Origin of the sequence: Planomonospora sp. ID67723 (assembly GCF_015711605.1) — a bacterium.
GTDB lineage: Bacteria > Actinomycetota > Actinomycetes > Streptosporangiales > Streptosporangiaceae > Planomonospora_A.
In genome coordinates this window covers 615595-636797 of sequence record NZ_JABTEZ010000001.1, presented here as the reverse complement: position 1 = coordinate 636797, position 21203 = coordinate 615595, and the positions used below count along the sequence as shown (strand labels likewise).

Below are 21203 nucleotides of genomic sequence, written 5' to 3'. Positions count from 1 at the left end.
ACGGAGGCGTCCAGGCGGCGCGGGGCCCGGACGACGACGCCTCCCGGCCGGCGGAGGCGCTCAGGCCGGCGGCACGGGCGTCGCGGCGCGGTGGCGGGCGGCCTTGGCCATGTAGTTGTCGGGGGTGCGTGCGAAGGAGGCCCGGTCGTCGTCGGTGAGCTCACGGACGATCTTCCCGGGGACGCCGGCGACGAGCACTCCCGCCGGGATCCGCTTGCCCGGGGCCACCAGGGCGCCGGCGGCGATCAGCGATCCCGCGCCGATGCGCGCCCCGCCCAGCACGATCGCGCCGATGCCCACGAGCGCCCCGGTCTCCACGTGGGCGCCGTGCACCATGGCCTTGTGACCGAGGCTGACCCTGGGCTCCAGGACGGCGGGCTGGCCCGGGTCGGCGTGCAGGCAGCACAGGTCCTGGACGTTGCACTCCTCGCCGACCTCGACGGCCTCGTCGTCGCCGCGCAGGACCGAGCCGTACCAGACGCTGGCCGAGCGGCCCAGCCGTACACGCCCGACGACGACTGCGCCGGGCGCTACGTATGCTTCCGGGTGGATATCTGGAGACGCGCCGTCATCGAGAGCGGCAACGTAGGGGGCGATGCTCATGCGGAGCATGTTACGGGGAGTGAGCCTGCCCGATATTTCCGCAAGCAGGTCGCGCATTCCGGTTGCGGTCTCGGATGGATGGCAGCAAAGTCGTCTCCTGACGTCTCCTTTCCCGCCACACGACCTCACGGGCAGCCGCTATGACGAACCAGCACGAGAGCTTTCCCGACCTGATGCATGAGGACTCGTTCGAGGTCGTCATGCGTGGCTACAGCCGCCGTCAGGTCCACGACTACATGATCCGGACGCGCAACCAGATCCGTGAGCTGGAGGAGCGGGTCGCACGCTCCATCGACCAGGCCGAGCAGGGAAGGCTGGAGCTCGCCGAGGCCCGCCGCAGGCTCTCCGAGGCCCCTCAGGACTACGACGAGCTCGGCCAGCGGCTCAGCCAGATCCTGAAGCTGGGAGAGGAGGAGGCGTCGGCGAAGCGCGAGGTCGCCGAGGCCGAGGCCCACCGGCTCCGGGACGAGGCCGCGGCCGAGGCCGAGCGCCTGGTCACCTCGGCCCGCGAGCGCGCCGAGGGGATCCTGACCGCCGCGCAGCAGGAGGCCGAGCGCAGGGTCGGCGAGGCCACCGCCACCGCCGAGCACATGCTGGCCCAGGCGGGCAACGACGCCGAGGAGAAGCTCAACGCGGCCCGCGCCGAGGCCGAGGAGACCCTGCGGAGCGCCCGCACGGAGGCGGAGCAGACGCTCGCCTCCGCCAGGCACCAGGCCGAGCAGACGATCGAGGGTGCGCGTGCCGAGGCCGAGTCCACGCTGACCTCCGCCCGCGCCGAGGCGGAGTCGACCCTCTCCTCCGCCAACACCGAGGCGCACACCACGCTGACCTCCGCCCAGCAGCGCGCCGCGGTCCTGGACGAGAGCACGGGCCGGCGCGTCGCCTACCTCACCGAGACCCACCGTGAGGTGATGCGCCGCCTCAACGAGATGGGAGCGGTCCTCGGCGACCTGATCCACCGGGAGAACGCCGCCGGAGCCCTGATCGACGAGAACGCGGTCCTGCCCCCCGCGAGCCCCGCCCAGGTTCCCGCCGCGAGCCCCGTCCAGGCGGCCATCGAGCCCGTCCCGCAGAACGGCCCCGACGTCGAGTCCGTCCGGGTGATCGTGGAGGAGGACGAAGACGAGGAGCCGTCCCCCGCCGCCGAGAACCGCGTCGTGGTCTCCGACGGCGCCGAGGCGAACCTCAAGAGGGTCCGCGAGGACGAAGAGGAGCTCGCCGCCCGCAAGTGATCGGTGTCCCGGCGACCGGCGGTGGGTGACGTCACACGAGCGGGCGGTCGCGCGAACGAGCGGAAGCCTCCGCCCCCGATGGGTCGGAGGCCTCCGCGCTTGGAGGCCCGGCGCCGGGGCCGCGTGAACGCGGACCCGGCACCGGGCGGTCCTCAGGAGACCGCTCCGTCGAAACGCTCCCCCTGGTCCCGCAGCTGCTCACGCAGCCCTTCGGGGTCGTCCGCGTCGACGGTCATCGCGCAGCCGGCCTCACGCTGGGTGGAGGTCAGCGGGTGGTGCCGGGTCGCCCACCACCGGCCCGCGTCGCTCCGCCAGATCGTCCAGTCGGGAAACTCCCGGGCTATCTCCGCCAGATGCCGGTCGAAAGACATCCACGCACCTTCCCCGCGCCCAGGGCCGTCGCTGTGACGTTCCACTTCTGAAGGTGAGGCACCTCTCTAGAGAAATCAATGATCTTAAGGGTCAGGTCAACCTATCGGTTGACGAATGCCCTTGATCTATGCGTCGAAGTCGTACTGAAGTACATATGAGGCGGCGTCGAGGATCATCTCGTTGACCTCGACGGGAGCGCCGTTCGCGGTGTAGGCCGTTCGCATGATCGATATGACCGGTGTGCCCGCCGGCAGGTCGAGCAGGACCGTCTCATGGGGATGGGGCATGCGGGCGCGCAGCTCTTCGGTGAAGTGCGCCGGGGCGTGGCCGAGATCGCCCAGGCGTGCGTAGGCGCCGCCCGGGCCGGTGTCCTCCCGTGTGATCGCGGTGCCCTCGACCAGTTCGGCGGGAAAGTGGGAGACTGAGAGCTGAACCGGCCGCCCGTCCACCGAATAGCGCCGCCGCCGCACCCAGACCTCGGCGCTGCCCAGCACCCGGGCGACGTCGTCGTCGGCGGGCTCCCTGCCGATCTGGACCTCGTCCACGGTGTACGGCCGACCGCGGGTGTCGGCGTCCCAGATGGCCTGCCCTCCGCCCCAGTGTCCCTGCGCGAGCCGCCGCGAGCCGTGCCGCCGGATGGGCCGGAACTGCCGGACGTAGACTCCCGAGCCGCGTTTGGGTACGGCCAGCCCTTCGTTGATGAGCACCGAGAGCGCCTGCCTGGCGGTCGCACGGGCCACGCCGTACTGCGCCATGAGGGCGTTCTCGCCCGGAAGCCGATCCCCGTCTCGGAGTTCGCCGGACAGGATCGCTTCGCGGAGCCCGTCGGCGATGCGCCGATAGATCGGGGTCTCGGGAGGTACCGGGGACTGCTGCACGTTTAATCACCCTCTGTCACCAACCGGGTTTGGCGTCTCCAGAGAACTTGCCCCGCCTTGTCCACGATCGCACAGATACAGAGGTTGGTCCCGTGCTTCCTTTGAGAGGATCGTGCCTTTGTGGTGATCTTCGAGAGTTCTCTCGGTCCGTAACTATGGAACGATCCCGGCCGCTATTGACGGGCCCACCAGCGGCGAGTGACGAGTGCCGCGAGGACGGCTCCCGCCGTATTGAGGATCACGTCGTCGACGGAGCTGACCCGGCCCAGGCCGAGGCCGTACTGGAGGACCTCGACGGTGAGCGAGACGGCCGCCGCCGCGCAGGCGACCGCGCCGAGCGAGGCCAGGCGCGGCGAGCGGACCGGAAGCATGGCGCCGAGCGCGGCGAGGACCAGGAGATTGCCTCCGACCTGCACGAACGCTCCCTCGGGTGACATCAGTGCGAGCTGGTCGAACAGGTCGAGCAGGGGGACGAGGTTCACTCCCTGGGTGGTTCCCGGGGTGAGGATCATCCAGATCCAGGGGGCGGTGCCGGCCACGACGGCCACGTCGGCGGCGGCCGTACGGGTCGGGGTGGGGTGGCCGGTGCGGGTGCGGTGGCGGGCCAGGAGGGCGGCGGCCAGTATGGCCGGCGGAACGGCCAGAACAGCCGCTATAACGACATCTCCCCATATGTCCCACGCCTGCTCCATGAGGCAATGATGCCGGTACGGCAGACGGCATGAGAGGCGCGCGGAGCCTTGCGGACCACAAGAACCTAGCTTTCGGGTAAGGTCCCGGCCGGTCGGTGAACACCCGCGCGGGATGCCCGCACCCCGACCGGCGGCGCGCTCCGGGCCCCCGGCGTCCGGCGCGGCCGTCCGGGTCAGACGGGACCGGCCGGGAAGGGGCGGGACAGGGCGCGGGAGATGCCCAGGGCGGCGGCCTTGACGGCGGGGGCCAGGCGGGTGGGGTGGAAGCGGGGCAGGGGGACCGAGACGGACAGGGCCGCCACCGCGGCTCCCTCGTGGAACACCGGGGCCGCGATGCAGGCGCCGCCGATTTGCGCCTCCTCGCGTTCGTAGGCCAGCCCCGCCGCCTGGATCTGGCCGATGGCCTCCTCCAGCCGCCGGGGGTCGACGATCGAGTGCGGGGTCAGGCGGCGCAGCGGCCGGCCGAGGACCTCCTCGATGAGGTCGGGGCCCGCGTAGGCGAGCAGGGCCTTGCCGATCCCGGTGCAGGTGAGGGGAAGCCGGCCGCCGACCCGGGAGGGCAGGGCGAAGGCCTCCTGGCCGCGGATCTTCTCCACGTAGACGACGTCGAGGCCGTCACGCACGCCGAGGTGCACGGTCTCGTGGGTCGCCTCGTACAGGTCGTGCATGAACGGCAGCGCGGCATGGCGGAGATCGCGCTCCAGGGGGACGATGCAACCGAGCTCGAAGAGCCTGCGGCCGAGGTAGTAGCCGTCCTGGCGGCGGGCGACCGCGCCGATCGCGGTGAGCTCGGTGAGCAGGCGGAAGGCGGTGGTCTTGGGAAGATGACAGCGCTCGGCGACGTCGGCCAGGCGGAGCGGTCCTCCCGTGGGGCGGAACGCGTCCAGCACGAGCCAGGACTTCTCCAGCATCGAGAGACGGTCGGGGTTCCGTGGCACGGAACGCATTGTTGCCCATCGGCGGCTTGCGGCTCTATACCCGTATGTAACGAGCCGGAGCGGTTCTTTTCGAGGAGAAGCCTTGCCTGACCAGGTCACCCACTTCATCGGTGGGGTGCCGGTCGCCGAGGGCGCGACGTTCGCCGCCTGCGACCCGGTGACCGGGCGCCAGATCTACCGGGTTCACGAGGCGGACCGGGACGTCGTGGACCGGGCGGTCGCCGCCGCCCGCGCGGCCCTGCCCGGCTGGGCGGCGCTGCCGGCGGCCGAGCGGGCCGCCTGGACGCGCCGGCTCGGCGACGCGATCGAGGAGCGGTTCGAGGACCTGGTCGCCGCGGAAATCGCGGACACCGGGAAGTCGGTCACGCAGACCCGCACCCTGGACATCCCCCGCGGCGCGGCCAACTTCCGCTCCTTCGCCGAGATCGCCGCGCAGCGCCCGGACAGCGCGTTCCACCTGGCGGACGTGCTCAGCTACACCGTGCGCAGGCCGCTCGGCGTGGTCGCGGTCATCGTCCCCTGGAACCTGCCGTTCCTGCTGGCCACCTGGAAGATCGGTCCCGCGCTCGCCGCGGGCAACACCGTCGTGGTCAAGCCCTCCGAGCACACACCGGGCTCGATGGCCGTGCTGGCCGGGATCGCCGCCTCGATCGGACTCCCGCCGGGCGTGCTCAACGTCGTCAACGGCTTCGGCCCCGGCTCCACCGGCCAGTTCCTGGTCGAGCACCCGGGCGTGGACGCGGTCACCTTCACCGGCGAGAGCCGTACCGGGTCGTCGATCATGAAGTCGGTGGCGGACCGGGTCAAGCCGGTCTCGTTCGAGCTGGGCGGGAAGAACGCCGGGCTGGTCTTCGCCGACGCCGACCTGGACGCGGCCGTGGAGGGCTGCGTGCGGTCGGTGTTCACCAACGGCGGCCAGGTCTGCCTGTGCACCGAGCGGCTCTACGTGGAGCGGCCGGTCTTCGCGGAGTTCGTCGCGCGGCTGGCCGGGCGCGCACGCGAGCTGGCCTTCGGCCGCCCCGAGGACGAGGACACCGTGATGATGCCGATGATCTCGGCGGAGCACCGGGACAAGGTGCTGTCCTACTACGCGCTGGCCGGGGACGAGGGCGCCGAGATCCACGCGGGAGGCGGGGCGCCGCGCTTCGGGGACGAGCGCGACGGCGGCTACTACGTCGAACCGACCGTGCTCACCGGCCTGCCGCACGACTCCCGGGTGAACCGGGAGGAGATCTTCGGCCCGGTCTGCCACGTCGCGCCGTTCGACACCGAGGCCGAGGCGGTCGCCCTGGCCAACGACAGCGAGTACGGCCTGGCCGCGACGGTCTGGACGTCCTCGCTCGGCCGCGCCCACCGGGTCGCCCAGTCCCTGGAGACGGGCCTGGTCTGGGTCAACACCTGGTACCTGCGGGACCTGCGCACCCCGTTCGGCGGGGTGAAGCTCTCCGGCATCGGGCGCGAGGGCGGCACCCACTCGCTGGACTTCTACTCCGAGCCGACCACCATCACGATCAAGCTGGAGCCGGGACATGACTGAGTGGAGCGAGGCCGTCGACGTGTTCGCCGAAGCGGCGGACCGGCTACTGGAGGCGGCACGGAGCGGGAAGCCCTGCCCGCCGGTCCGGGAGATGCTCCCGAGCCCGACCGCGGAGGCCGGCTACGCCGTACAGGAGATCAACACGCGCAGGGCGCTGGCCGAGGGGCGGCGGCCGGTCGGCCGGAAGATCGGCCTGACCTCGCAGGCGGTTCGGGACCAGCTCGGCGTGGACCGGCCGGACTTCGGCATGCTGTTCGCGGACATGGCCTACCTCGACGGGCTGCCCGTGCCGACCGGGCGCTTCCTCCAGCCCAGGGCCGAGGCGGAGATCGCGCTGGTGCTCCGGAGCGACCTGACGGACGGGCCGTTCACGGTGGCCGACGTCATCCGGGCGGTGGATTTCGTGCTGCCGGCGATCGAGATCGTGGACAGCCGGATCGCCGGATGGGACATCACGCTCGTGGACACGATCGCGGACAACGCCTCCAGCGGCGCCTTCGTGCTCGGCAACACGCCGGTCCCGCTGACCGGCCTCGACCTCAGGCTGGCCGGGATGACCATGAGCCGGCGCGGTCAGGAGGTCTCCACCGGCGCGGGCGCGGCCTGCCTGGGCCATCCGCTGAACGCCGCCGTCTGGCTGGCGGACACGCTGGCCGGTACGGACTTCCCGCTTCGGGCCGGGGACATCGTGCTCACCGGAGCGCTCGGCCCGGTGGTGGAGGTCGAGCCCGGTGACGTGTTCGAGGCGCACGTGGACGGGGTCGGCTCGGTGCGGGCGGTGTTCGAGTGAGCGGCTCGCGCGGTCCGGGTACCGTCCGACGGCCTGCGGACGAGCGGCGAGCGGTGAGCGGCGAATGAGAATCGCGATCCTCGGGTCCGGGAACATCGGGACCGACCTGATGTTCAAGGCCCTGCTCTCCGGAACGGTCGAGCTCGTCGCCGTGGCGGGCGTCGATCCCGGCTCCGACGGCCTGGCCCGCGCCCGGCGGCGCGGGCTGGCCACGACCTCCGGGGGCGTCGAGGGACTGGTGAGGCTGGCGGAGTTCGCGGGCGTGGACGTCGTGCTCGACGCGACCTCGGCCGCGGCGCACCGGCACAACGACCGGGTGCTGCGGGAGCACGGCAAGCGGGTGATCGATCTGACCCCGGCCGCGCTCGGGCCGTACGTCGTGCCCCCGGTCAACCTGGAGGCCCACCTCGGCGCGCCCAACCTCAACATGGTCACCTGCGGCGGGCAGGCGACGATCCCGATCGTCGCGGCGGTGGCCTCCCGGGTCCCGGTCCGGTACGCCGAGATCGTGGCCTCGATCGCCTCGCGGTCCGCCGGGCCCGGCACCCGGGCCAACATCGACGAGTTCACCGAGACGACCTCCCGGGCGATCGAGCGGGTCGGCGGGGCGGCCCGGGGAAAGGCGATCATCGTCCTGAACCCGGCCGAGCCGCCGCTGATCATGCGGGACACCGTCTACTGCCTGGTGGACGCGTGCGACGAGGCCGCGGTGGCGGAAGCCGTACGGGAGATGGTGGAGAAGGTGCAGGCGTACGTGCCCGGCTACCGGCTCAAGCAGGACGTGCAGTTCGATGCGATCCCTGCGGGGGAGCCGCTGCCCACCGGGGAGCGGACCGGCGGGGTCAAGGTGAGCGTCTTCCTGGAGGTCGAGGGCGCCGCCCACTACCTGCCCTCCTACGCCGGGAACCTGGACATCATGACCTCGGCCGCGCTGCGCACCGCCGAGCGGCTCGCCGAGGCGGCCGCACCGGTCACGGAGGGGAGGACGACCGCGTGAGGATCTACGTCCAGGACGTGACCCTGCGGGACGGCATGCACGCCGTCCGGCACCGCTACACCACCGCCCAGGCCGCCGCGATCGCGACGGCGCTGGACGCGGCCGGGGTCGCGGCCGTCGAGATCGCCCACGGGGACGGGCTCGCCGGGGGCAGCTTCACCTACGGTGCGGGCGAGCACACCGACGACGAGTGGATCGAGGCGGTCGCGGGAGCCGTACGGCGGGCGAGGCTGACGACGCTGCTGCTGCCGGGCATCGGCACCGTCTCGGACCTGCGGCGCGCCCACGCGCTCGGCGTCACCTCGGTCCGCGTCGCCACGCACTGCACCGAGGCCGACATCTCCGCCCAGCACATCGCGACCGCGCGCGAGCTCGGCATGGACGTGGCCGGGTTCCTGATGATGTCGCACATGGCCGAGCCCGCCGAGCTGGCGAAGCAGGCCGGGCTGATGGAGTCGTACGGCGCGCACTGCGTCTACGTGACCGACTCCGGCGGGAGGCTGACCATGGACGGGGTCCGGGACCGGGTCCGGGCCTACCGGGAGGTCCTCGGCGAGGACACGGAGATCGGCATCCACGCCCACCACAACCTGGGGCTGGGCGTGGCCAACTCGGTGGTGGCGGTGGAGGCCGGCGCCTCCCGGGTGGACGCCTCGCTGGCCGGGATGGGCGCGGGTGCGGGCAACTGCCCGCTGGAGGCGTTCGCGGCGGTGGCCGACCTGATGGGCTGGGAGCACGGCTGCGACGTGCACGCCCTGATGGACGCGGCCGACGACCTGGTCAGGCCGTTGCAGGACCGGCCGGTCCGGGTGGACAGGGAGACCCTGACACTGGGCTACGCGGGGGTCTACTCCAGCTTCCTGCGGCACGCCGAGGCCGCCTCGGCGAGGTACGGGGTGGACACCCGGGACATCCTGGGCGAGGCGGGCCGCCGCCGGATGGTGGGCGGCCAGGAGGACATGATCGTGGACATCGCACTGGACCTGGCCCGCGCCGGGGACGGCGCTCGCGCGGAGGGGGGCCGGTGAGCGCCGGCGTCCGGAAGCTCGCCGAGATCCTGGACGAGGCGGCCCGTACGGCCCGCGCCGTGCCGCAGCCGGAGCAGGACTACGACGTGGCCACCGCCTACCGGGTCCAGGAGGAGCTGCTGCGGCTGCGGCTGGGGCGGGGGGACCGGCTTTCCGGGGTGAAGCTGGGCTTCACCAGCGAGGGCAAGCGCCGCCAGATGGGCGTGCACGACCTCATCTTCGGCCGGGTCACCGCCTCCACCGCCGTTCCCGACGGCGCCACGATCCCGGTCACCGGGTACATCCACCCCCGGGTCGAGCCGGAGGTCGTCTACCTGATCGGCCGGCGGATCGCCTCGGTCGCCGACGCGCTCGCGCCGGACGCCGTCGCGGCCGTCGCCCCGGGCATCGAGATTATCGACTCGCGCTACGAGCGTTTCCGGTTCTCGCTCCCGGACGTGGTCGCCGACAACACCTCGGCCGCAGGGTACGCCGTCGGCCCCTGGCGACCGTACGACCCCACCCGGTGGAACCTCGGCGTCGTCTTCGAGATCGACGGGCGTCCCGTGCGGACCGGGTCCACGGCCGCCATCCTGGGCGATCCCCGCAGGGCGGTCGCCGAAGCCGCGCGCCTCGCCGTACGGAACGGCGTGGTCCTCGAACCCGGGTGGGTGCTGCTGGCCGGGGCCGCCACGCCCGCCGAGCCGCTGGCCCCGGGGGCGCACGTCAGCGTCGAGATCCAGCACCTGGGCCGGGTCTCCTTCGGCACGGAGCCGGCAGGCGGGGAGACAGGGCCGGCAGGCGGGGGGACAGGGCCGGCAGGCGGGGAGGCGGCGTCATGACCGACGGGATCGTGGTGGGGGGCAAGGCCGTGCCGCGGGGGAGGTTCCCGCACGCCAAACGGGCCGGGGACCTCGTCTACGTCTCCGGCACCAGCGCCCGCCGTCCGGACAACACGATCGCCGGGGCGGAGGCCGACGCGTTCGGCACCGTCACCCTCGACATCGCCGAGCAGACCCGGGCGGTGATCGAGAACATCGGCGACATCCTCGAGGCCGCCGGGGCCTCCTTGCGCGACCTCGTCCAGGTCACCACCTATCTGGTGAACATGAACGACTTCGGCGGGTACAACAAGGTCTACGCCGAGTACTTCGACGAGACGGGCCCCGCCCGCACCACCGTGGCGGTTCACCAGTTGCCCCACCCGCACCTGCTCATCGAGATCCAGGCCGTGGCCTACCGGCCTCTCCGAGAGGAAAGTCCATGATCGCTCCCATCGACCTGACCGCGTGGATCGACGAGCACGCCCACCTGCTCAAGCCGCCGGTGGCCAACAAGGTCCTCTTCGAGGAGGCCGGCGACTTCATCGTGATGATCGTCGGTGGGCCGAACGCGCGGACCGACTTCCACATCGACCCCTACGAGGAGCTCTTCTACCAGATCCGGGGGAACATGCACGTCGACATCATGACCCCCGACGGGCCGGAGACCGTGCACGTCCGCGAGGGACAGATGTGGCTGCTCCCTGCGAACACGCCGCACTCGCCGCAGCGCCCGGAGGAGGGCTCGATCGGCCTGGTGGTGGAGCGCATCCGGCCGGAGGGGGTGCTGGAGAGGTTCCGCTGGTACTGCCAGGAGTGCGACTCCGTGGTCCACGACGTCGAACTCCAGGTCAGCGACATCGTGACCGACCTGCCCCCGATCTTCCAGGCGTTCTACGACGACGAGAAGGCCCGCACCTGCGAGAAGTGCGGCGCGCTCCACCCGGGCAAGGGATAGCACTTGATCGTCGACGTGCACACCCACCACGTCCCGAAGGGCTGGCCGGAGCTCGGGTGGGCGGGTGCCCCCCGGCTCCGGGTGGAGTCCGAGCGCGAGGCCATGATCCTCCTCGGCGACCGGGAGTTCCGCCGGATCCAGGACGGCTGCTGGAACCCGGCCCGCCGCATCGAGGCCATGGACGCCGACGGGGTGGACGTGCAGGTGGTCTCGCCGACCCCGGTGTTCTTCTCCTACGAGCGCCCGGCGGCGCAGGCCGTACAGGTGTCGAAGATCTTCAACGACCTGGCCCTGGAGATCTGCGCGGACGAGCGGCTGGTCCCGTTCTGCCAGGTGCCGCTCCAGGATCCCGATCTGGCCTGCGCCGAGCTGGACCGCTGCCTGGCCTCCGGGCATGCGGGCGTCGAGATCGGCAACCACGTCGGGGACCGCGACCTCGACGACGCGGGCGTCGTGCAGTTCCTCCAGCACTGCGCCGCCGTGGGCGCGCCCGTCTTCGTCCATCCGTGGGACATGCCGGGCGGTCCCCGCCTGGAGCGCTGGATGGCGCAGTGGCTGGTCGGCATGCCCGCCGAGACCCACCTGTCGGTGCTGGCGATGATCCTCGGCGGCGTCTTCGACCGGGTGCCGGAGTCGCTGCGGATCTGCTTCGCGCACGGCGGCGGCTCGTTCGCCTTCTGGCTGGGCCGGTTCGAGAACGCCTGGCACCGCAGGAGCGACCTGGTCGGCGTCTCCGAGCTGCCGCCGTCGCGCTACGTGGAGCGGTTCGGCGTCGACTCGGTGGTGTTCGACGAGCGGGCGCTGCGGCTGCTGGTGGAGACGATGGGTGAGGACCGGGTCATGCTCGGCTCCGACTTCCCCTACCCGCTGGGCGAGTCACCGGTCGGCGCGCTGGTCAGGGGGGCGGGGTTCCTCTCCGGTACGGCCCGCGCCAAGCTGCTCGGCGGCAACGCCGCGCGGTTCCTCGGCCGCACACCCGGTGAGGCCCCGCCCGTCGCCCATGCCCGATGATTGAGTCATCGGTAAGGACCTACTCCGGAGACGACTCGTGACAATCAGCCGTGCGGACTGCGTCGCGCTCGACGCCGCCGACCCTCTCAAGCACTTCAGGGACGAGTTCGTCCTCCCCGAAGGGACGATCTACCTCGTCGGCAACTCGCTGGGCGCCCCGCCCAAGGCCGCCTCGGCCGCGCTCGCCAGGGTCGTCGAGGAGGAGTGGGCCGGACGCCTGGTCGGCGGATGGAACACCGCGGGCTGGTTCGACCTGCCGGAGACCACGGGCGACCGGGTCGCCCCGCTGATCGGCGCGGGGCCGGGCCAGGTCGTGGTGGGCGAGAGCACCTCCATCGCGATCGTCAAGGCGGTCTCGGCGGCGCTGAACCTGCGCCCCGGCCGCCGGGTGATCATCTCCGACCTGGCGAACTTCCCGACCGACCGCTACATGGTCCAGGGGCTGGTCAAGGCGCTGGGCGACTACGAGATCCGCGACGTGAACGGCACCGACGGCCTCGACGAGGCGCTGGGAGACGGCGCTGACGGCGATGTCGCCTGCGTGCTGCTGTCCGAGGTCGACTACCGCACCGGCGACCGCCATGACACCGCCGGGGTGACCGCGCGGGTGCAGGCGGCCGGGGCCCTGATGATCTGGGACCTCTGCCACAGCGCGGGCGCCTACCAGGTCGACATGTCCCCGGCGGACTTCGCGGTCGGCTGCACCTACAAGTACCTCAACGGCGGCCCCGGCTCCCCGGCGTTCATCTACGTCCATCCGCGCCACCAGAACGCGACCGAGCACCTGCTGACCGGCTGGCACGGTCACGCCGCGCCGTTCGCGTTCGAGCCCGGCTACCGCCCGGCCGACGGCATCCGGCGCTTCACCGTGAGCACCCCGCACGTCCTCTCCTTCGCCGCGCTCAACGCCTCGCTGGACATCTGGGAGCGGGTGGACCTGTCGGTGCTGCGGGCCAAGAGCGTGGCGCTGACCTCTCTCTTCATCGACCTGGCCGAGGAGCTCTGCGCGCCGTACGGCCTCACGCTCGCCTCCTCCCGTGACCCCGAGCGGCGCGGGAGCCAGGTCAGCTTCACCCACCCCGACGGCTACCCGGTGATGCGCGCCCTGATCGACCGGGGCGTGCACGGCGACTTCCGCGCCCCGGACATCCTGCGCTTCGGCTTCGCCCCGCTCTACATCCGCTTCGCCGACGTCTACGACGCGGCGGTCACGCTGGCGGAGGTGCTGGAGAAGGAGCACTGGCGCGAAGAGCGGTACCGGCAGCGCCTCACCGTCACCTGAGGGCGGCTGCGGGTGCTCTCAGGTGACGGTGAGGGCCGGGGCCCCGGGCTCAGGCCGTCTGGGCGGCCTGAGCCCGGGTGGCCGTCATGACGCGCCAGCCGAAGGTGACGCACCCGGCCAGGAGCACCACCCCGGAGAGCACTCCGCTGACGAACGGCACCCAGTCCAGGGCGCCGGTGGACACCATGACGAGCCCGGCGACGCCGAGCAGGGACAGGACCGTGCCGGGCACGGCGATCATCCAGTCCTTCCACACGGGCGCCAGCGCGATGAAGTGCACGCCGACCACGAGGGCGATCCAGGCGACGTTGGCCTGCTCGGGACGTTCCCAGGCGGCCAGCACCTGGAGTCCGCCGTAGAGCAGGATCACCTCGGCGACGAGGATGATCAGGTAGCCGCGGCCGTACATGCCCGGCGTGCCGGGCTGGGCGGTCGTGGCGGGCTGGGCGGTCTCAGTGGGTATCGCGGCGGGCTTTCCGGCGGATCGTTCCCTCCGGACGGCGAGGAACCACATGGCGAGGACGCTCGCGGCCGCCAGGCAGGCGGTCACCCGCAGGAAGTCGGCGGTCAGGGTGTTCAGCGGGCTCTGCGCGTTGATGACGACGAAGACCGCGCCGAAGACCGCGCCGACCAGTAATCCAGTCATGCGTTGCATGGCGTCCATTGAAGTCCGTACCGGATCCCGTCCGCATGGAGGCTGGGGCGAGGATGGGGTAGGCCTACCCCTACCCCTACCCCCGCGCCGCTACTGCACCGAGCCGCGCAGATAGGCCAGTACCGCGAGCACCCGCCGGTTGTCGTCCTCGGTGCTGGGGAGTCCGAGTTTGGTGAACACGCCGGCGACGTGTTTGCCGACGGCCGCCTCCGTGATGGACAGGGCACGGGCGACGGCGCTGTTGGAACGCCCCTCGGCGATCAGGGCGAGGACCTCGCGCTCGCGCGGGGTCAGCCGGTACGCGGTTTCGGTGGCCTCCCTGCTCCTGGCCCAGGTCTTCTCGAACAGGTCGATGAAGGCGGCTATCAGACTCTGCTGCCTGATGACGAGGGCGCCCGGTGTGTGGGCGACGGGGGTGATCTGAGTGAACACCACGGAGCGGTCGAAGACGAGCATCTGCTGGACCGGCTCGTCGGTGACCCGGTACAGGGCGCCAGCGGCCTGCATCTCCCTGATCCGGCCCGCCTTGAGCGGGTCGTCCATCATGCTCGTGTGGACGATCAGTCGCATCCGCATGCCGCGTCGCAGGGCGCCGAGGAGGTCGGGCATGTTTCTCCGGCCCTCCTGGCCCACCTCCGGCGTGCTCACCGGGTACATGGCGCACAGTTCGACGGAGGTGCGGAGGGCGTGGGCGACCTGCCGCAGGATGAGTTCGCCGTCCTCCAGTCGCTCGATGTCGACGGGGATGCCGCGTAGCTCGCCCACCACCTCCTCCAGACGGTGGGTAAGCCGGGCCAGTGACACGTTCTCGTCCATACGCCTCCTTCGTGGCCGGAGAACATTCCCGTTGATTTTCCTAGGCCGGGTGAATTCCTGGGTATTCGGATGAATAGGATGAACGCGCCCACAAGGCACATGTTTCACCACGCGTTCAGGGAGACCCCCGTTCCATGCTGACGACCTTCGCGGTCACGGCGTTTGTAATGATCATGATTCCCGGGCCCGACCAGGCCCTGATCACCCGCAACGCCCTCGCCTTCGGCCGTACCGCCGGCCTGCTGACCATGCTCGGCGGCCTGATCGGCCTCGCCGTGCACGCCACCGCCGCCGCCGTCGGGCTCTCGGCCCTGCTGCTGACCTCCGCGACCGCCTTCACCGCGCTGAAGGTCGCGGGTGTGGTCTACCTCCTCTGGCTCGGCGTGCAGTCGTTGCGGGCCAGCCGCCGTACGGCCGCCGCCGTCGCGGCCCCCGACGTCCCGCCGGAGCGGCGCTCCCCGCTCCAGCACATCCGCAACGGCCTGCTGTCGAACGTGCTCAACCCCAAGGTCGCGCTCTTCTTCGTGACGTTCCTGCCGCAGTTCCTGCCCACCCACGGCAACACCCTGGGCCGGGCACTCCTGCTGTCGGCGATCTTCGCGGGGCTGTACGTCCTCTGGTTCAGCTTCTACAACGTGGTCGTGGCCCGGATCGGCGCGCTGCTCCGCACGCCCCGGATCCGGGCCCGGATCGAGCAGGTCACCGGGCTGCTCCTGGTCGGCTTCGCCGTCCGCCTGGCCTGGCAGCAGCCCTGATCCGCGGGACCTGCCCGCCCCGGCGGGTCCCGCGCGTCCGCCCTCTCAGCGGGGGATGACCGGAAGGGTGATGAAGGAGCCGGGGAAGACGGTCTGGTGCTGCACCACCAGGTCCGCCTCGGTCGCCCCGGCGCAGGGGCCGCCGGTGCCGGGGTTGCGGTCGAAGCGGGGGAAGTTGGAGCTGGAGATCTCGACGCGGATGCGGTGACCGGCCTTGAAGACCTGACTGGTGGCGACGAGGTCGATCTCGTGGACCCCGGACGGCGCCGAGGCCCGGACGATGCCGTCGATCACGCTCATGGCCCGGCCGTCGGGATACACGTCGACCAGCTTCGCGGTCCAGTCGGTGCCCGCCGCCGAGGTGGAGGCGTGCAGTGTCACGGCCACCGGCCCGGTGACCTCGATGTCCTCGGTGAGGACGTCGGTGGTGAAGCAGAGCACGTCCGAGCGGAGCTCGACGTCACGCTGGTCCTGGGGCCCGACGTTGGTGGGGTCGGGCAGCAGGAGCGGGCCGCCGACCGTCGGGACGGGGTCGCGGGGATCGAAGGTGAACGTGCACGGAGCCGTGGCCGCGGGGGCGGCGGGCGACAGCAGGCCGTCGGAGTGGAAGTGGTAGCGGGTCTCCACCGCGCGGGCCGGCGGCCAGGCCTCCTCGTCCCGCCAGACGTTGTCGCCCATCACGAAGATCTTCACGGCGGGGCCGGTGTCCTCACCCTTCAGGAAGGCCAGCTGCCGGTTCTCCAGCCGGATCGCCTGCGCCGAGGCGGAGAACCCGAAGTCCAGCCGCCCGGTGCCCGAGGCGCCCGGTGCCAGGTGGGACCAGGGGCCGATGACCAGCGGGCCGCCCAGGCGGCGGTGGTTCTCCAGCGTCCCGGCCAGGAACAGGTCGAACCAGCCCGCGACGTGCATGACCGGTACCTCGATCCGGTCGTGCCGCAGGGTCTCGGCGAGTTCCTGCCAGTACGCGTCGCGCTCCGGGTGCGAGGTCCAGTCGCGCCACCACGGGATGCCGGGGATGTCGCCCGTCGGGAGGGTGCGGGCCGCGGTGGCCTGGTCGCCCAGCACGGGCAGGAGCGCGCCGAACCCTGCGCCCGTCTTCGCGGCGTCCTCACCGGCCTCCATGCCGTGCAGCAGCCCGAGCAGCGCCTGCGCCGCGCCCCAGCCCAGGGCCGAGCCCAGCGCGAACGCCCCGCCGTGGTACTTCAGGCCGTCGTGGAAGTCGTGCGGGGTCATCGAGGCGACCACCGCCTTCAGCCCCGGCGGGCGCGTCGCCGCCGCCTGGAGCGCGCATCCCGCCAGGTAGGACATGCCGCTCATCACGACCTCGCCGTTCGACCACGGCTGCGCGGTGATCCAGGCGATGGTGTCGTGGCCGTCGGGGCCCTCGTCCAGCCACGGCCGGAACTCGCCGTCACTGCTGCCGCGTCCCCGGCAGTGCTGGAGCACGACCGCGAACCCGGCCTCCAGCGCGGGGATCTTCGGGATCATCCGGAACGTGGGTTCGCCGTACGGCGTGCGGACCAGCAGTGTGGGGAACGGCCCGCCCTCCGCCGGTCGGTAGAGATCACCGCGCAGGACCGTGCCGTCCCGCATGGTCATGGGGGCGTCGTGCTCGGCGGTGAGGGGCAGCGGGGAGCGGTTCAGCTTCGGCATCGCGGGTTCCTCAGGGGGAGGGGGGCGGAACGAGGGCGCTGGGATGCGGGGTCGGTCGGACGGGTGTGGGCTGATCAGGTGAGGGTGTAGGCGTCGTAGCGGACGGCGTCGGCGGTGCGGGCCCCGGAGGCCACGGCGAGGGTCCGGTTGAGCCACAGGTAGCGGTCGTCGCCGGTCTCGAAGCGGCAGAACAGCCGGAAGTAGTACTCCGCCGGGTCCACCGGTTCCCCCCGGGCCAGGCGGTCGAGGACCTCCCGGGAGCCGTGCCGTACCCCGGTGGTGGAGATGTAGAGGTGGGCGCCGTCGTGGGTGCGCAGCGTGTAGCGGGTGTCGATGCTGGCCATGCCGTCGGGGTGCACGACCTGCCAGTCGGCCCCGCCGGGCAGGACGGCGCCGGACAGCCGGGGGCCCTCGAACGAACCGCCCACGATGTTGATCACCCGGCGGCGGCCCCACTGCGAGTCCCCCAGGTCGAGGATCGGGTCGAGTTCCACGTGGAAGGTGGCGAGCGGTTCGAGGTTCACGGGGGCGGCGCTCCGGCCCGATCCGGGGGACGGTTCCGGGGACGGATCGGGTCTCATCGCGTGACGCTCCAGGACGGGTGCTCGTTGAGCGAGGCCGGGTCGAACCCCGCGGTGCGCTTGTAGGAGGCGGCGATCTCGGCGCGCTCCGCGTGGGGGATGACCTGCTCGATGTCGTCGAACCCGTCCGGCGCGCGCTCGTGGGCGAGCTTCATCACGACCTCCGGTCCCATCTGCCGGTTCGCCAGTTGCAGGGCGGTCGTGGCCGGACGCCGCAGCGCCTCGTAGGCCGCCAGGTCGCCGCGGGCGAGCGCGTGGGCCAGCACGCGGGCGTCGATGATCGCCTGGGAGGCGCCGTTGGAGCCGATCGGGTACATCGCGTGGGCCGCGTCGCCCAGCAGCGTGACATCGCCGAAGGTCCAGCGCGGCAGGGGGTCGCGGTCGACCATGGGGTATTCGTAGGCGGTCTCGGCTCCGGCGATGATCCGGGGCACGTCCAGCCAGTCGAAGCGCCAGTCCGCGAAGTGCCGGCCGATTTCGGCCAGATCCGCCGGGCGGTTCCAGTCGCCCCGGTCCGGGGCCTCGCGGTCCAGGGGACGCTCGGCGATCCAGTTGATCAGCGTGCGCCCGCCCGTCTCGATCGGGTAGGCCACGAACTTCTGCGTGCCGTCCCCGGCCATGATCATGGATCGCCCGGTCAGGAAGGGCTCGCCGTAGGTCATGCCGCGCCACAGGACCAGTCCGTTCCACGGCGGCGGCCCCTCTCCGGGGAACAGGCGGGCCCGGACCGCCGAGTGGATCCCGTCCGCGCCGATCAGCAGGTCCTCGTCCCCCGGGCCGGTGATCCTGCTCCCGGTCCGTACGGCCTGCGGGCCGAGCCGCTCGGCCACGGCCTCCAGCAGCAGCATCTGCAGCCGTCCCCGGTGCACGGAGTACTGCGGCCAGGCGTAACCCGCGTCCAAGCCCCGGGGTTCGGACCAGATGGCCGCGCCGTACCGGTTGAAGTAGGCCAGCTCGGCCGTGGCCACGCCGATCCCCGCCAGCCGGTCGGCGAGGCCGAGCTCGGTCAGCTCCCGCACCGCGTGGGGCAGCAGGTTGATGCCCACGCCCAGCGGGCGGATCTCCTGCGCGGCCTCGTGGACGGTCACATCCCCGAACCCGGCGGCGTGCAGGCTGAGCGCGGCGGCCAGTCCGCCGATGCCGCCACCTGCGATGACGATGCGCACGGAGGCCTCCTTCGGATTGTTATGGCCATAACAATATCCACGCGGCGAGGTCCTCTGCGCAAGACTTGCCCGGTGGAATCAGCGGAAGCGGTGGAGCCGCCGGACGGAGGCCCGCACGCACGGGCCGGGGGTGGGCCGTCGGGCCCGGCGGCCGTGGGCGCGGGGGGCACGCGGACGGAGAGGGCGGGGGCAGGGGAGACGCGGACGGGGGAGGCGCGGACGGGGGACAGGCCGGACCTCCGGTACGCCGCGTACGCCCGGGAGCGGCTGGCCGCCATGCCGCCGCCGGCCGACCCGGAGGCCTTCGAGCTGGCCTACAGCCTGCTCCAGCTGGCCTACCTGCTCGTCACGGACCTGGAGACGCGCATCCACCGCCCGCGCGGCTGGACGCTCGCCGGCTTCCGCCTGATGTTCAAGCTCTGGCTGCTCGGCCCGACCCAGCCGGCCAGGCTCGCCGAGATCTCCACCATGTCCCGCTCGGCGATGACCAACGCGGTCAACACCCTGGAACGTGACGGCCTCGTCGAGCGGCGTCCCGTGCCCGACGACAGGCGCGCGGTGGAGATCGCGCTGACCGCCAGGGGCGAGACGGCCGTCCGTGAGGCGTTCGCCGAGCAGACTCGCAGGGAACGGGAGTGGTTCTCACCGCTGGAGGCGGAGGAACGGGCCGGCCTCACGGGCCTGCTCACCCGCATCCTCGCCGCCCGCCCGGACGACGCCCCCTGATGCCGCGGTCCTCATAGCCGTTTGGATTGTCACCGGTCCGCGGTCTCCGACCGGCGCGGTGGTGATGTGCGCCGGCGCGCCGGGGCCCGTCACCTCGCGCGCCTTCCCCCGCGCCCGCACGGTCATGCGACGGCCGCCGGGTCAAAGCACCCTAGGACTGCTGGCGCGGGCCGGACTCCTCACGAAAGGCGGCGATCGGCGTCACCGGCCGACGTACTGCCCGGCGTACTCCTCGGCGGGGGCGATGGGCGTGATGACGTCGATCAGGACTCCGCCGGGGTCGGCCACGATGAAGTGCCGCTGCCCGAAGTCCTCGCTGCGCAGTCCGAGGACGGGGCGCAGCCCTTCGCCGACGACGAGCCGGTCCCATTCCGCGTCCACGTCCTCCACCTCGAAGTTGAGCAGCAGGCCCTGCGCGGGAGTCCCGCGGCCCTCCGGAACCGTCGGGTGGGTGGGGTCGAGGAGGGCGAGCTCGTAGCCGGGATTCCCCTGCCGCCGCAGGCTGACGTACCAGTCGGCCTCGAACGTCGTCTCGAAACCCAGCAGCCGAGTGTAGAAGTCGTGGGACTCCTGCAGCCTCGCCGTGCAGATCACCGGATAGAAGCCGGTCAACTTCATGCCTGAACTCCATTTCACATACCATTGGTATGCGAAGGACGTTATTCACGTACCACTGGTATGTCAATGGGAAGGGACGCGATGCGGGAAGACGGAGTCCGCGCACAGCGGCGGGAGCGGACCCGGCATACTCTGCTGCGGGAGGGCAGGCGCCTGTTCGCGGAGCGCGGTTACGGTGCGGTGGGCCTGGCGGAGATCGTCCGGGCCGCGGGGGTGACCAAGGGCGCGCTGTACCACCACTTCACCGGCAAGGCCGACCTGTTCCGCGCCGTCCTGGAGGAGTCGCAGCAGGAGGTGGGCCGGCGCGTGGCCGCGGCCGCCGACGCCCACGACGATCCTTGGGTCCGGCTGACCGCCGGTTGCCAGGAATTCCTCACCGCGACGGCCGATCCGGAGATCCAGCGGATCATGCTCGTCGAAGGGCCCGCCGTACTGGGATGGAGCCAGTGGCGGGCGATGGACGAGGCCAACTCGACCCGGCACCTCGCCGACGAGCTGGCCGCCCTCGTCGACGCGGGGATCGTAGCCCCGCAGCCGGTCGCACCGCTGGTCCACCTGCTGTCGGGGGCGATGAACGAGGCGGCTCTCTGGCTGGCGTCCTCCGTGACCGGCCCCGAGGACCTGGCCTCCACCAGAGCCGCGCTGGGCCGGATGCTGGAGGCGCTCCGAACCGGCTGACCTGCGCGACTCCGAAGACCGGCCGGGCGGGTCAGCCCTCGGAGAGGTCGAGCTTGGCGACGAGCTTCTTCGGGGCCACCGCCCGGTAACTCTCCTCGACCCAGTCGAGCAGCACCTCGGTCTCCGGCAGCGCGCCCGTCAGCGGGATCGTCACCCACCCCGCCTTGCCGAGGCCGTATCCCGAGGGCGTGACACCTTCCACGGCCAGCGCGTGACCGGACGACTCCGGGAGCTTCACCCCGACCGTGGGACTCCACTTCTCGGTCGGCTCCTCGACTCCGAGGAAGACGAAGATCTTCTTGTTGACCTTGACGACCGTCTCGCCCCAGGGGTGGTCCTCGTAGGCCTCGGGGAACCGCAGGGCGAACTCCCGCAGCGTCTCGCGAATCTCACGCCACTTCTCCATGGGCCCATTGTGGGGACGGGGTCCGACAGTT

The 21203-nt window shown here is 71.8% G+C and carries 25 protein-coding genes; 13 read left to right on the top strand and 12 right to left on the bottom strand.

Annotated features, from left to right (window positions below; all coding sequences use genetic code 11):
- Positions 1 to 60: 60 nt before the first annotated feature.
- Entirely contained in the window at positions 61 to 603 is a 543-nt protein-coding gene (locus HS041_RS02930; RefSeq protein ID WP_196438975.1) for a gamma carbonic anhydrase family protein, read from the bottom strand.
- 140 nt (positions 604 to 743) lie between these two features.
- On the opposite strand from HS041_RS02930, the gene HS041_RS02925 reads away from it, so the two are divergent.
- Complete coding sequence (locus tag HS041_RS02925) at positions 744 to 1835, top strand: coiled-coil domain-containing protein (RefSeq protein ID WP_196438974.1); 1092 nt, start codon at positions 744 to 746, stop codon at positions 1833 to 1835.
- Positions 1836 to 1987: 152 nt separating this feature from the next.
- Here the strand turns inward: HS041_RS02925 and HS041_RS02920 are convergent, their stop codons facing one another.
- The 4 genes from HS041_RS02920 to HS041_RS02905 all read right to left on the bottom strand — a co-directional run bounded on the left by HS041_RS02920 (position 1988) and on the right by HS041_RS02905 (position 4724).
- A complete protein-coding gene (locus HS041_RS02920; RefSeq protein ID WP_196438973.1) occupies positions 1988 to 2206 on the bottom strand; it encodes a hypothetical protein in 219 nt (72 codons plus the stop codon).
- Between the two features lie 126 nt (positions 2207 to 2332).
- Positions 2333 to 3085, bottom strand: coding sequence for a GntR family transcriptional regulator (locus HS041_RS02915; RefSeq protein ID WP_196438972.1), 753 nt, complete (start codon positions 3083 to 3085; stop codon positions 2333 to 2335).
- 173 nt (positions 3086 to 3258) lie between these two features.
- Positions 3259 to 3777, bottom strand: coding sequence for a VanZ family protein (locus HS041_RS02910; protein ID WP_196438971.1), 519 nt, complete (start codon positions 3775 to 3777; stop codon positions 3259 to 3261).
- A 173-nt stretch (positions 3778 to 3950) separates the two neighbouring features.
- Positions 3951 to 4724 carry an IclR family transcriptional regulator gene (locus HS041_RS02905; RefSeq protein WP_196438970.1) on the bottom strand — a complete coding sequence of 258 codons (774 nt, stop codon included), beginning with the start codon at positions 4722 to 4724 and terminating at the stop codon, positions 3951 to 3953.
- 73 nt (positions 4725 to 4797) lie between these two features.
- Between HS041_RS02905 and HS041_RS02900 the strand changes: the two genes are divergently transcribed.
- From HS041_RS02900 to kynU, 9 genes are all read left to right on the top strand, one after another.
- On the top strand, positions 4798 to 6252 hold the full coding sequence (locus HS041_RS02900) for a 2-hydroxymuconic semialdehyde dehydrogenase (protein ID WP_196438969.1): 1455 nt from the start codon (positions 4798 to 4800) through the stop codon (positions 6250 to 6252).
- On the top strand, positions 6245 to 7042 hold the full coding sequence (locus HS041_RS02895) for a 2-keto-4-pentenoate hydratase (RefSeq protein ID WP_196438968.1): 798 nt from the start codon (positions 6245 to 6247) through the stop codon (positions 7040 to 7042). Before HS041_RS02900 ends, HS041_RS02895 begins: the two co-directional genes overlap by 8 nt.
- Positions 7043 to 7106: 64 nt before the next feature.
- Complete coding sequence (locus tag HS041_RS02890) at positions 7107 to 8039, top strand: acetaldehyde dehydrogenase (acetylating) (RefSeq protein ID WP_196438967.1); 933 nt, start codon at positions 7107 to 7109, stop codon at positions 8037 to 8039.
- Entirely contained in the window at positions 8036 to 9067 is a 1032-nt protein-coding gene (gene dmpG, locus HS041_RS02885; protein ID WP_196438966.1) for a 4-hydroxy-2-oxovalerate aldolase, read from the top strand. Before HS041_RS02890 ends, dmpG begins: the two co-directional genes overlap by 4 nt.
- Complete coding sequence (locus tag HS041_RS02880; RefSeq protein ID WP_196438965.1) at positions 9064 to 9888, top strand: 2-keto-4-pentenoate hydratase; 825 nt, start codon at positions 9064 to 9066, stop codon at positions 9886 to 9888. The genes dmpG and HS041_RS02880 overlap by 4 nt, the downstream gene beginning before the upstream one ends.
- The gene (locus tag HS041_RS02875) at positions 9885 to 10313 is read left to right on the top strand and encodes a RidA family protein (protein WP_196438964.1); all 429 of its coding nucleotides are present in this window, start codon (positions 9885 to 9887) and stop codon (positions 10311 to 10313) included. Before HS041_RS02880 ends, HS041_RS02875 begins: the two co-directional genes overlap by 4 nt.
- Positions 10310 to 10825 (top strand): 3-hydroxyanthranilate 3,4-dioxygenase, encoded by a 516-nt coding sequence (locus HS041_RS02870; protein ID WP_196438963.1) that lies wholly within the window; start codon positions 10310 to 10312, stop codon positions 10823 to 10825. The genes HS041_RS02875 and HS041_RS02870 overlap by 4 nt, the downstream gene beginning before the upstream one ends.
- Positions 10826 to 10828: 3 nt before the next feature.
- Positions 10829 to 11836 carry an amidohydrolase family protein gene (locus HS041_RS02865; protein WP_196438962.1) on the top strand — a complete coding sequence of 336 codons (1008 nt, stop codon included), beginning with the start codon at positions 10829 to 10831 and terminating at the stop codon, positions 11834 to 11836.
- Between the two features lie 37 nt (positions 11837 to 11873).
- A complete protein-coding gene (gene kynU / locus HS041_RS02860; protein WP_196438961.1) occupies positions 11874 to 13118 on the top strand; it encodes a kynureninase in 1245 nt (414 codons plus the stop codon).
- A gap of 49 nt (positions 13119 to 13167) precedes the next feature.
- Here kynU and HS041_RS02855 read toward each other — a convergent pair whose 3' ends face one another.
- On the bottom strand, positions 13168 to 13764 hold the full coding sequence (locus HS041_RS02855; protein ID WP_196438960.1) for a hypothetical protein: 597 nt from the start codon (positions 13762 to 13764) through the stop codon (positions 13168 to 13170).
- 99 nt (positions 13765 to 13863) lie between these two features.
- On the bottom strand, positions 13864 to 14589 hold the full coding sequence (locus tag HS041_RS02850) for a helix-turn-helix transcriptional regulator (protein ID WP_230878392.1): 726 nt from the start codon (positions 14587 to 14589) through the stop codon (positions 13864 to 13866).
- A gap of 134 nt (positions 14590 to 14723) precedes the next feature.
- Here HS041_RS02850 and HS041_RS02845 point away from each other — a divergent pair, with 134 nt between their 5' ends.
- Positions 14724 to 15344 carry a LysE family translocator gene (locus tag HS041_RS02845; protein ID WP_196438959.1) on the top strand — a complete coding sequence of 207 codons (621 nt, stop codon included), beginning with the start codon at positions 14724 to 14726 and terminating at the stop codon, positions 15342 to 15344.
- Positions 15345 to 15389: 45 nt separating this feature from the next.
- Here the strand turns inward: HS041_RS02845 and HS041_RS02840 are convergent, their stop codons facing one another.
- The 3 genes from HS041_RS02840 to HS041_RS02830 all read right to left on the bottom strand — a co-directional run bounded on the left by HS041_RS02840 (position 15390) and on the right by HS041_RS02830 (position 18744).
- On the bottom strand, positions 15390 to 16997 hold the full coding sequence (locus HS041_RS02840) for a CocE/NonD family hydrolase (RefSeq protein WP_196438958.1): 1608 nt from the start codon (positions 16995 to 16997) through the stop codon (positions 15390 to 15392).
- A 74-nt stretch (positions 16998 to 17071) separates the two neighbouring features.
- Positions 17072 to 17521 (bottom strand): DUF3237 domain-containing protein, encoded by a 450-nt coding sequence (locus tag HS041_RS02835; RefSeq protein WP_307845147.1) that lies wholly within the window; start codon positions 17519 to 17521, stop codon positions 17072 to 17074.
- Between the two features lie 53 nt (positions 17522 to 17574).
- The gene (locus HS041_RS02830; protein WP_196438956.1) at positions 17575 to 18744 is read right to left on the bottom strand and encodes a flavin-dependent oxidoreductase; all 1170 of its coding nucleotides are present in this window, start codon (positions 18742 to 18744) and stop codon (positions 17575 to 17577) included.
- 72 nt (positions 18745 to 18816) lie between these two features.
- On the opposite strand from HS041_RS02830, the gene HS041_RS02825 reads away from it, so the two are divergent.
- The gene (locus HS041_RS02825; protein ID WP_307845146.1) at positions 18817 to 19470 is read left to right on the top strand and encodes a MarR family winged helix-turn-helix transcriptional regulator; all 654 of its coding nucleotides are present in this window, start codon (positions 18817 to 18819) and stop codon (positions 19468 to 19470) included.
- A gap of 201 nt (positions 19471 to 19671) precedes the next feature.
- On the opposite strand, the gene HS041_RS02820 is transcribed toward HS041_RS02825, so the two are convergent.
- Positions 19672 to 20088 carry a VOC family protein gene (locus HS041_RS02820; protein ID WP_196438955.1) on the bottom strand — a complete coding sequence of 139 codons (417 nt, stop codon included), beginning with the start codon at positions 20086 to 20088 and terminating at the stop codon, positions 19672 to 19674.
- A gap of 81 nt (positions 20089 to 20169) precedes the next feature.
- Between HS041_RS02820 and HS041_RS02815 the strand changes: the two genes are divergently transcribed.
- Positions 20170 to 20766, top strand: a complete 597-nt coding sequence (locus HS041_RS02815; RefSeq protein WP_196438954.1) for a TetR/AcrR family transcriptional regulator — start codon at positions 20170 to 20172, stop codon at positions 20764 to 20766.
- Positions 20767 to 20797: 31 nt separating this feature from the next.
- On the opposite strand, the gene HS041_RS02810 is transcribed toward HS041_RS02815, so the two are convergent.
- Positions 20798 to 21172 (bottom strand): MmcQ/YjbR family DNA-binding protein, encoded by a 375-nt coding sequence (locus HS041_RS02810; RefSeq protein WP_196438953.1) that lies wholly within the window; start codon positions 21170 to 21172, stop codon positions 20798 to 20800.
- Positions 21173 to 21203: the final 31 nt, after the last annotated feature.

Excerpts from the sequence above, each read along its gene's own strand:
- HS041_RS02930 (WP_196438975.1), bottom strand. The coding sequence starts at position 603 with ATGAGCATCGCCCCCTACGTTGCCGCTCTCGATGACGGCGCGTCTCCA.
- HS041_RS02895 (WP_196438968.1), top strand. The coding sequence starts at position 6,245 with ATGACTGAGTGGAGCGAGGCCGTCGACGTGTTCGCCGAAGCGGCGGAC.
- HS041_RS02855 (WP_196438960.1), bottom strand. The coding sequence starts at position 13,764 with ATGACTGGATTACTGGTCGGCGCGGTCTTCGGCGCGGTCTTCGTCGTC.
- HS041_RS02920 (WP_196438973.1), bottom strand. The coding sequence starts at position 2,206 with ATGTCTTTCGACCGGCATCTGGCGGAGATAGCCCGGGAGTTTCCCGAC.
- HS041_RS02820 (WP_196438955.1), bottom strand. The coding sequence starts at position 20,088 with ATGAAGTTGACCGGCTTCTATCCGGTGATCTGCACGGCGAGGCTGCAG.
- HS041_RS02905 (WP_196438970.1), bottom strand. The coding sequence starts at position 4,724 with ATGCGTTCCGTGCCACGGAACCCCGACCGTCTCTCGATGCTGGAGAAG.
- HS041_RS02910 (WP_196438971.1), bottom strand. The coding sequence starts at position 3,777 with ATGGAGCAGGCGTGGGACATATGGGGAGATGTCGTTATAGCGGCTGTT.
- HS041_RS02845 (WP_196438959.1), top strand. The coding sequence starts at position 14,724 with ATGCTGACGACCTTCGCGGTCACGGCGTTTGTAATGATCATGATTCCC.
- HS041_RS02815 (WP_196438954.1), top strand. The coding sequence starts at position 20,170 with ATGCGGGAAGACGGAGTCCGCGCACAGCGGCGGGAGCGGACCCGGCAT.
- HS041_RS02840 (WP_196438958.1), bottom strand. The coding sequence starts at position 16,997 with ATGCCGAAGCTGAACCGCTCCCCGCTGCCCCTCACCGCCGAGCACGAC.
- HS041_RS02925 (WP_196438974.1), top strand. The coding sequence starts at position 744 with ATGACGAACCAGCACGAGAGCTTTCCCGACCTGATGCATGAGGACTCG.
- HS041_RS02850 (WP_230878392.1), bottom strand. The coding sequence starts at position 14,589 with ATGGACGAGAACGTGTCACTGGCCCGGCTTACCCACCGTCTGGAGGAG.
- HS041_RS02810 (WP_196438953.1), bottom strand. The coding sequence starts at position 21,172 with ATGGAGAAGTGGCGTGAGATTCGCGAGACGCTGCGGGAGTTCGCCCTG.
- HS041_RS02875 (WP_196438964.1), top strand. The coding sequence starts at position 9,885 with ATGACCGACGGGATCGTGGTGGGGGGCAAGGCCGTGCCGCGGGGGAGG.
- HS041_RS02870 (WP_196438963.1), top strand. The coding sequence starts at position 10,310 with ATGATCGCTCCCATCGACCTGACCGCGTGGATCGACGAGCACGCCCAC.
- HS041_RS02890 (WP_196438967.1), top strand. The coding sequence starts at position 7,107 with ATGAGAATCGCGATCCTCGGGTCCGGGAACATCGGGACCGACCTGATG.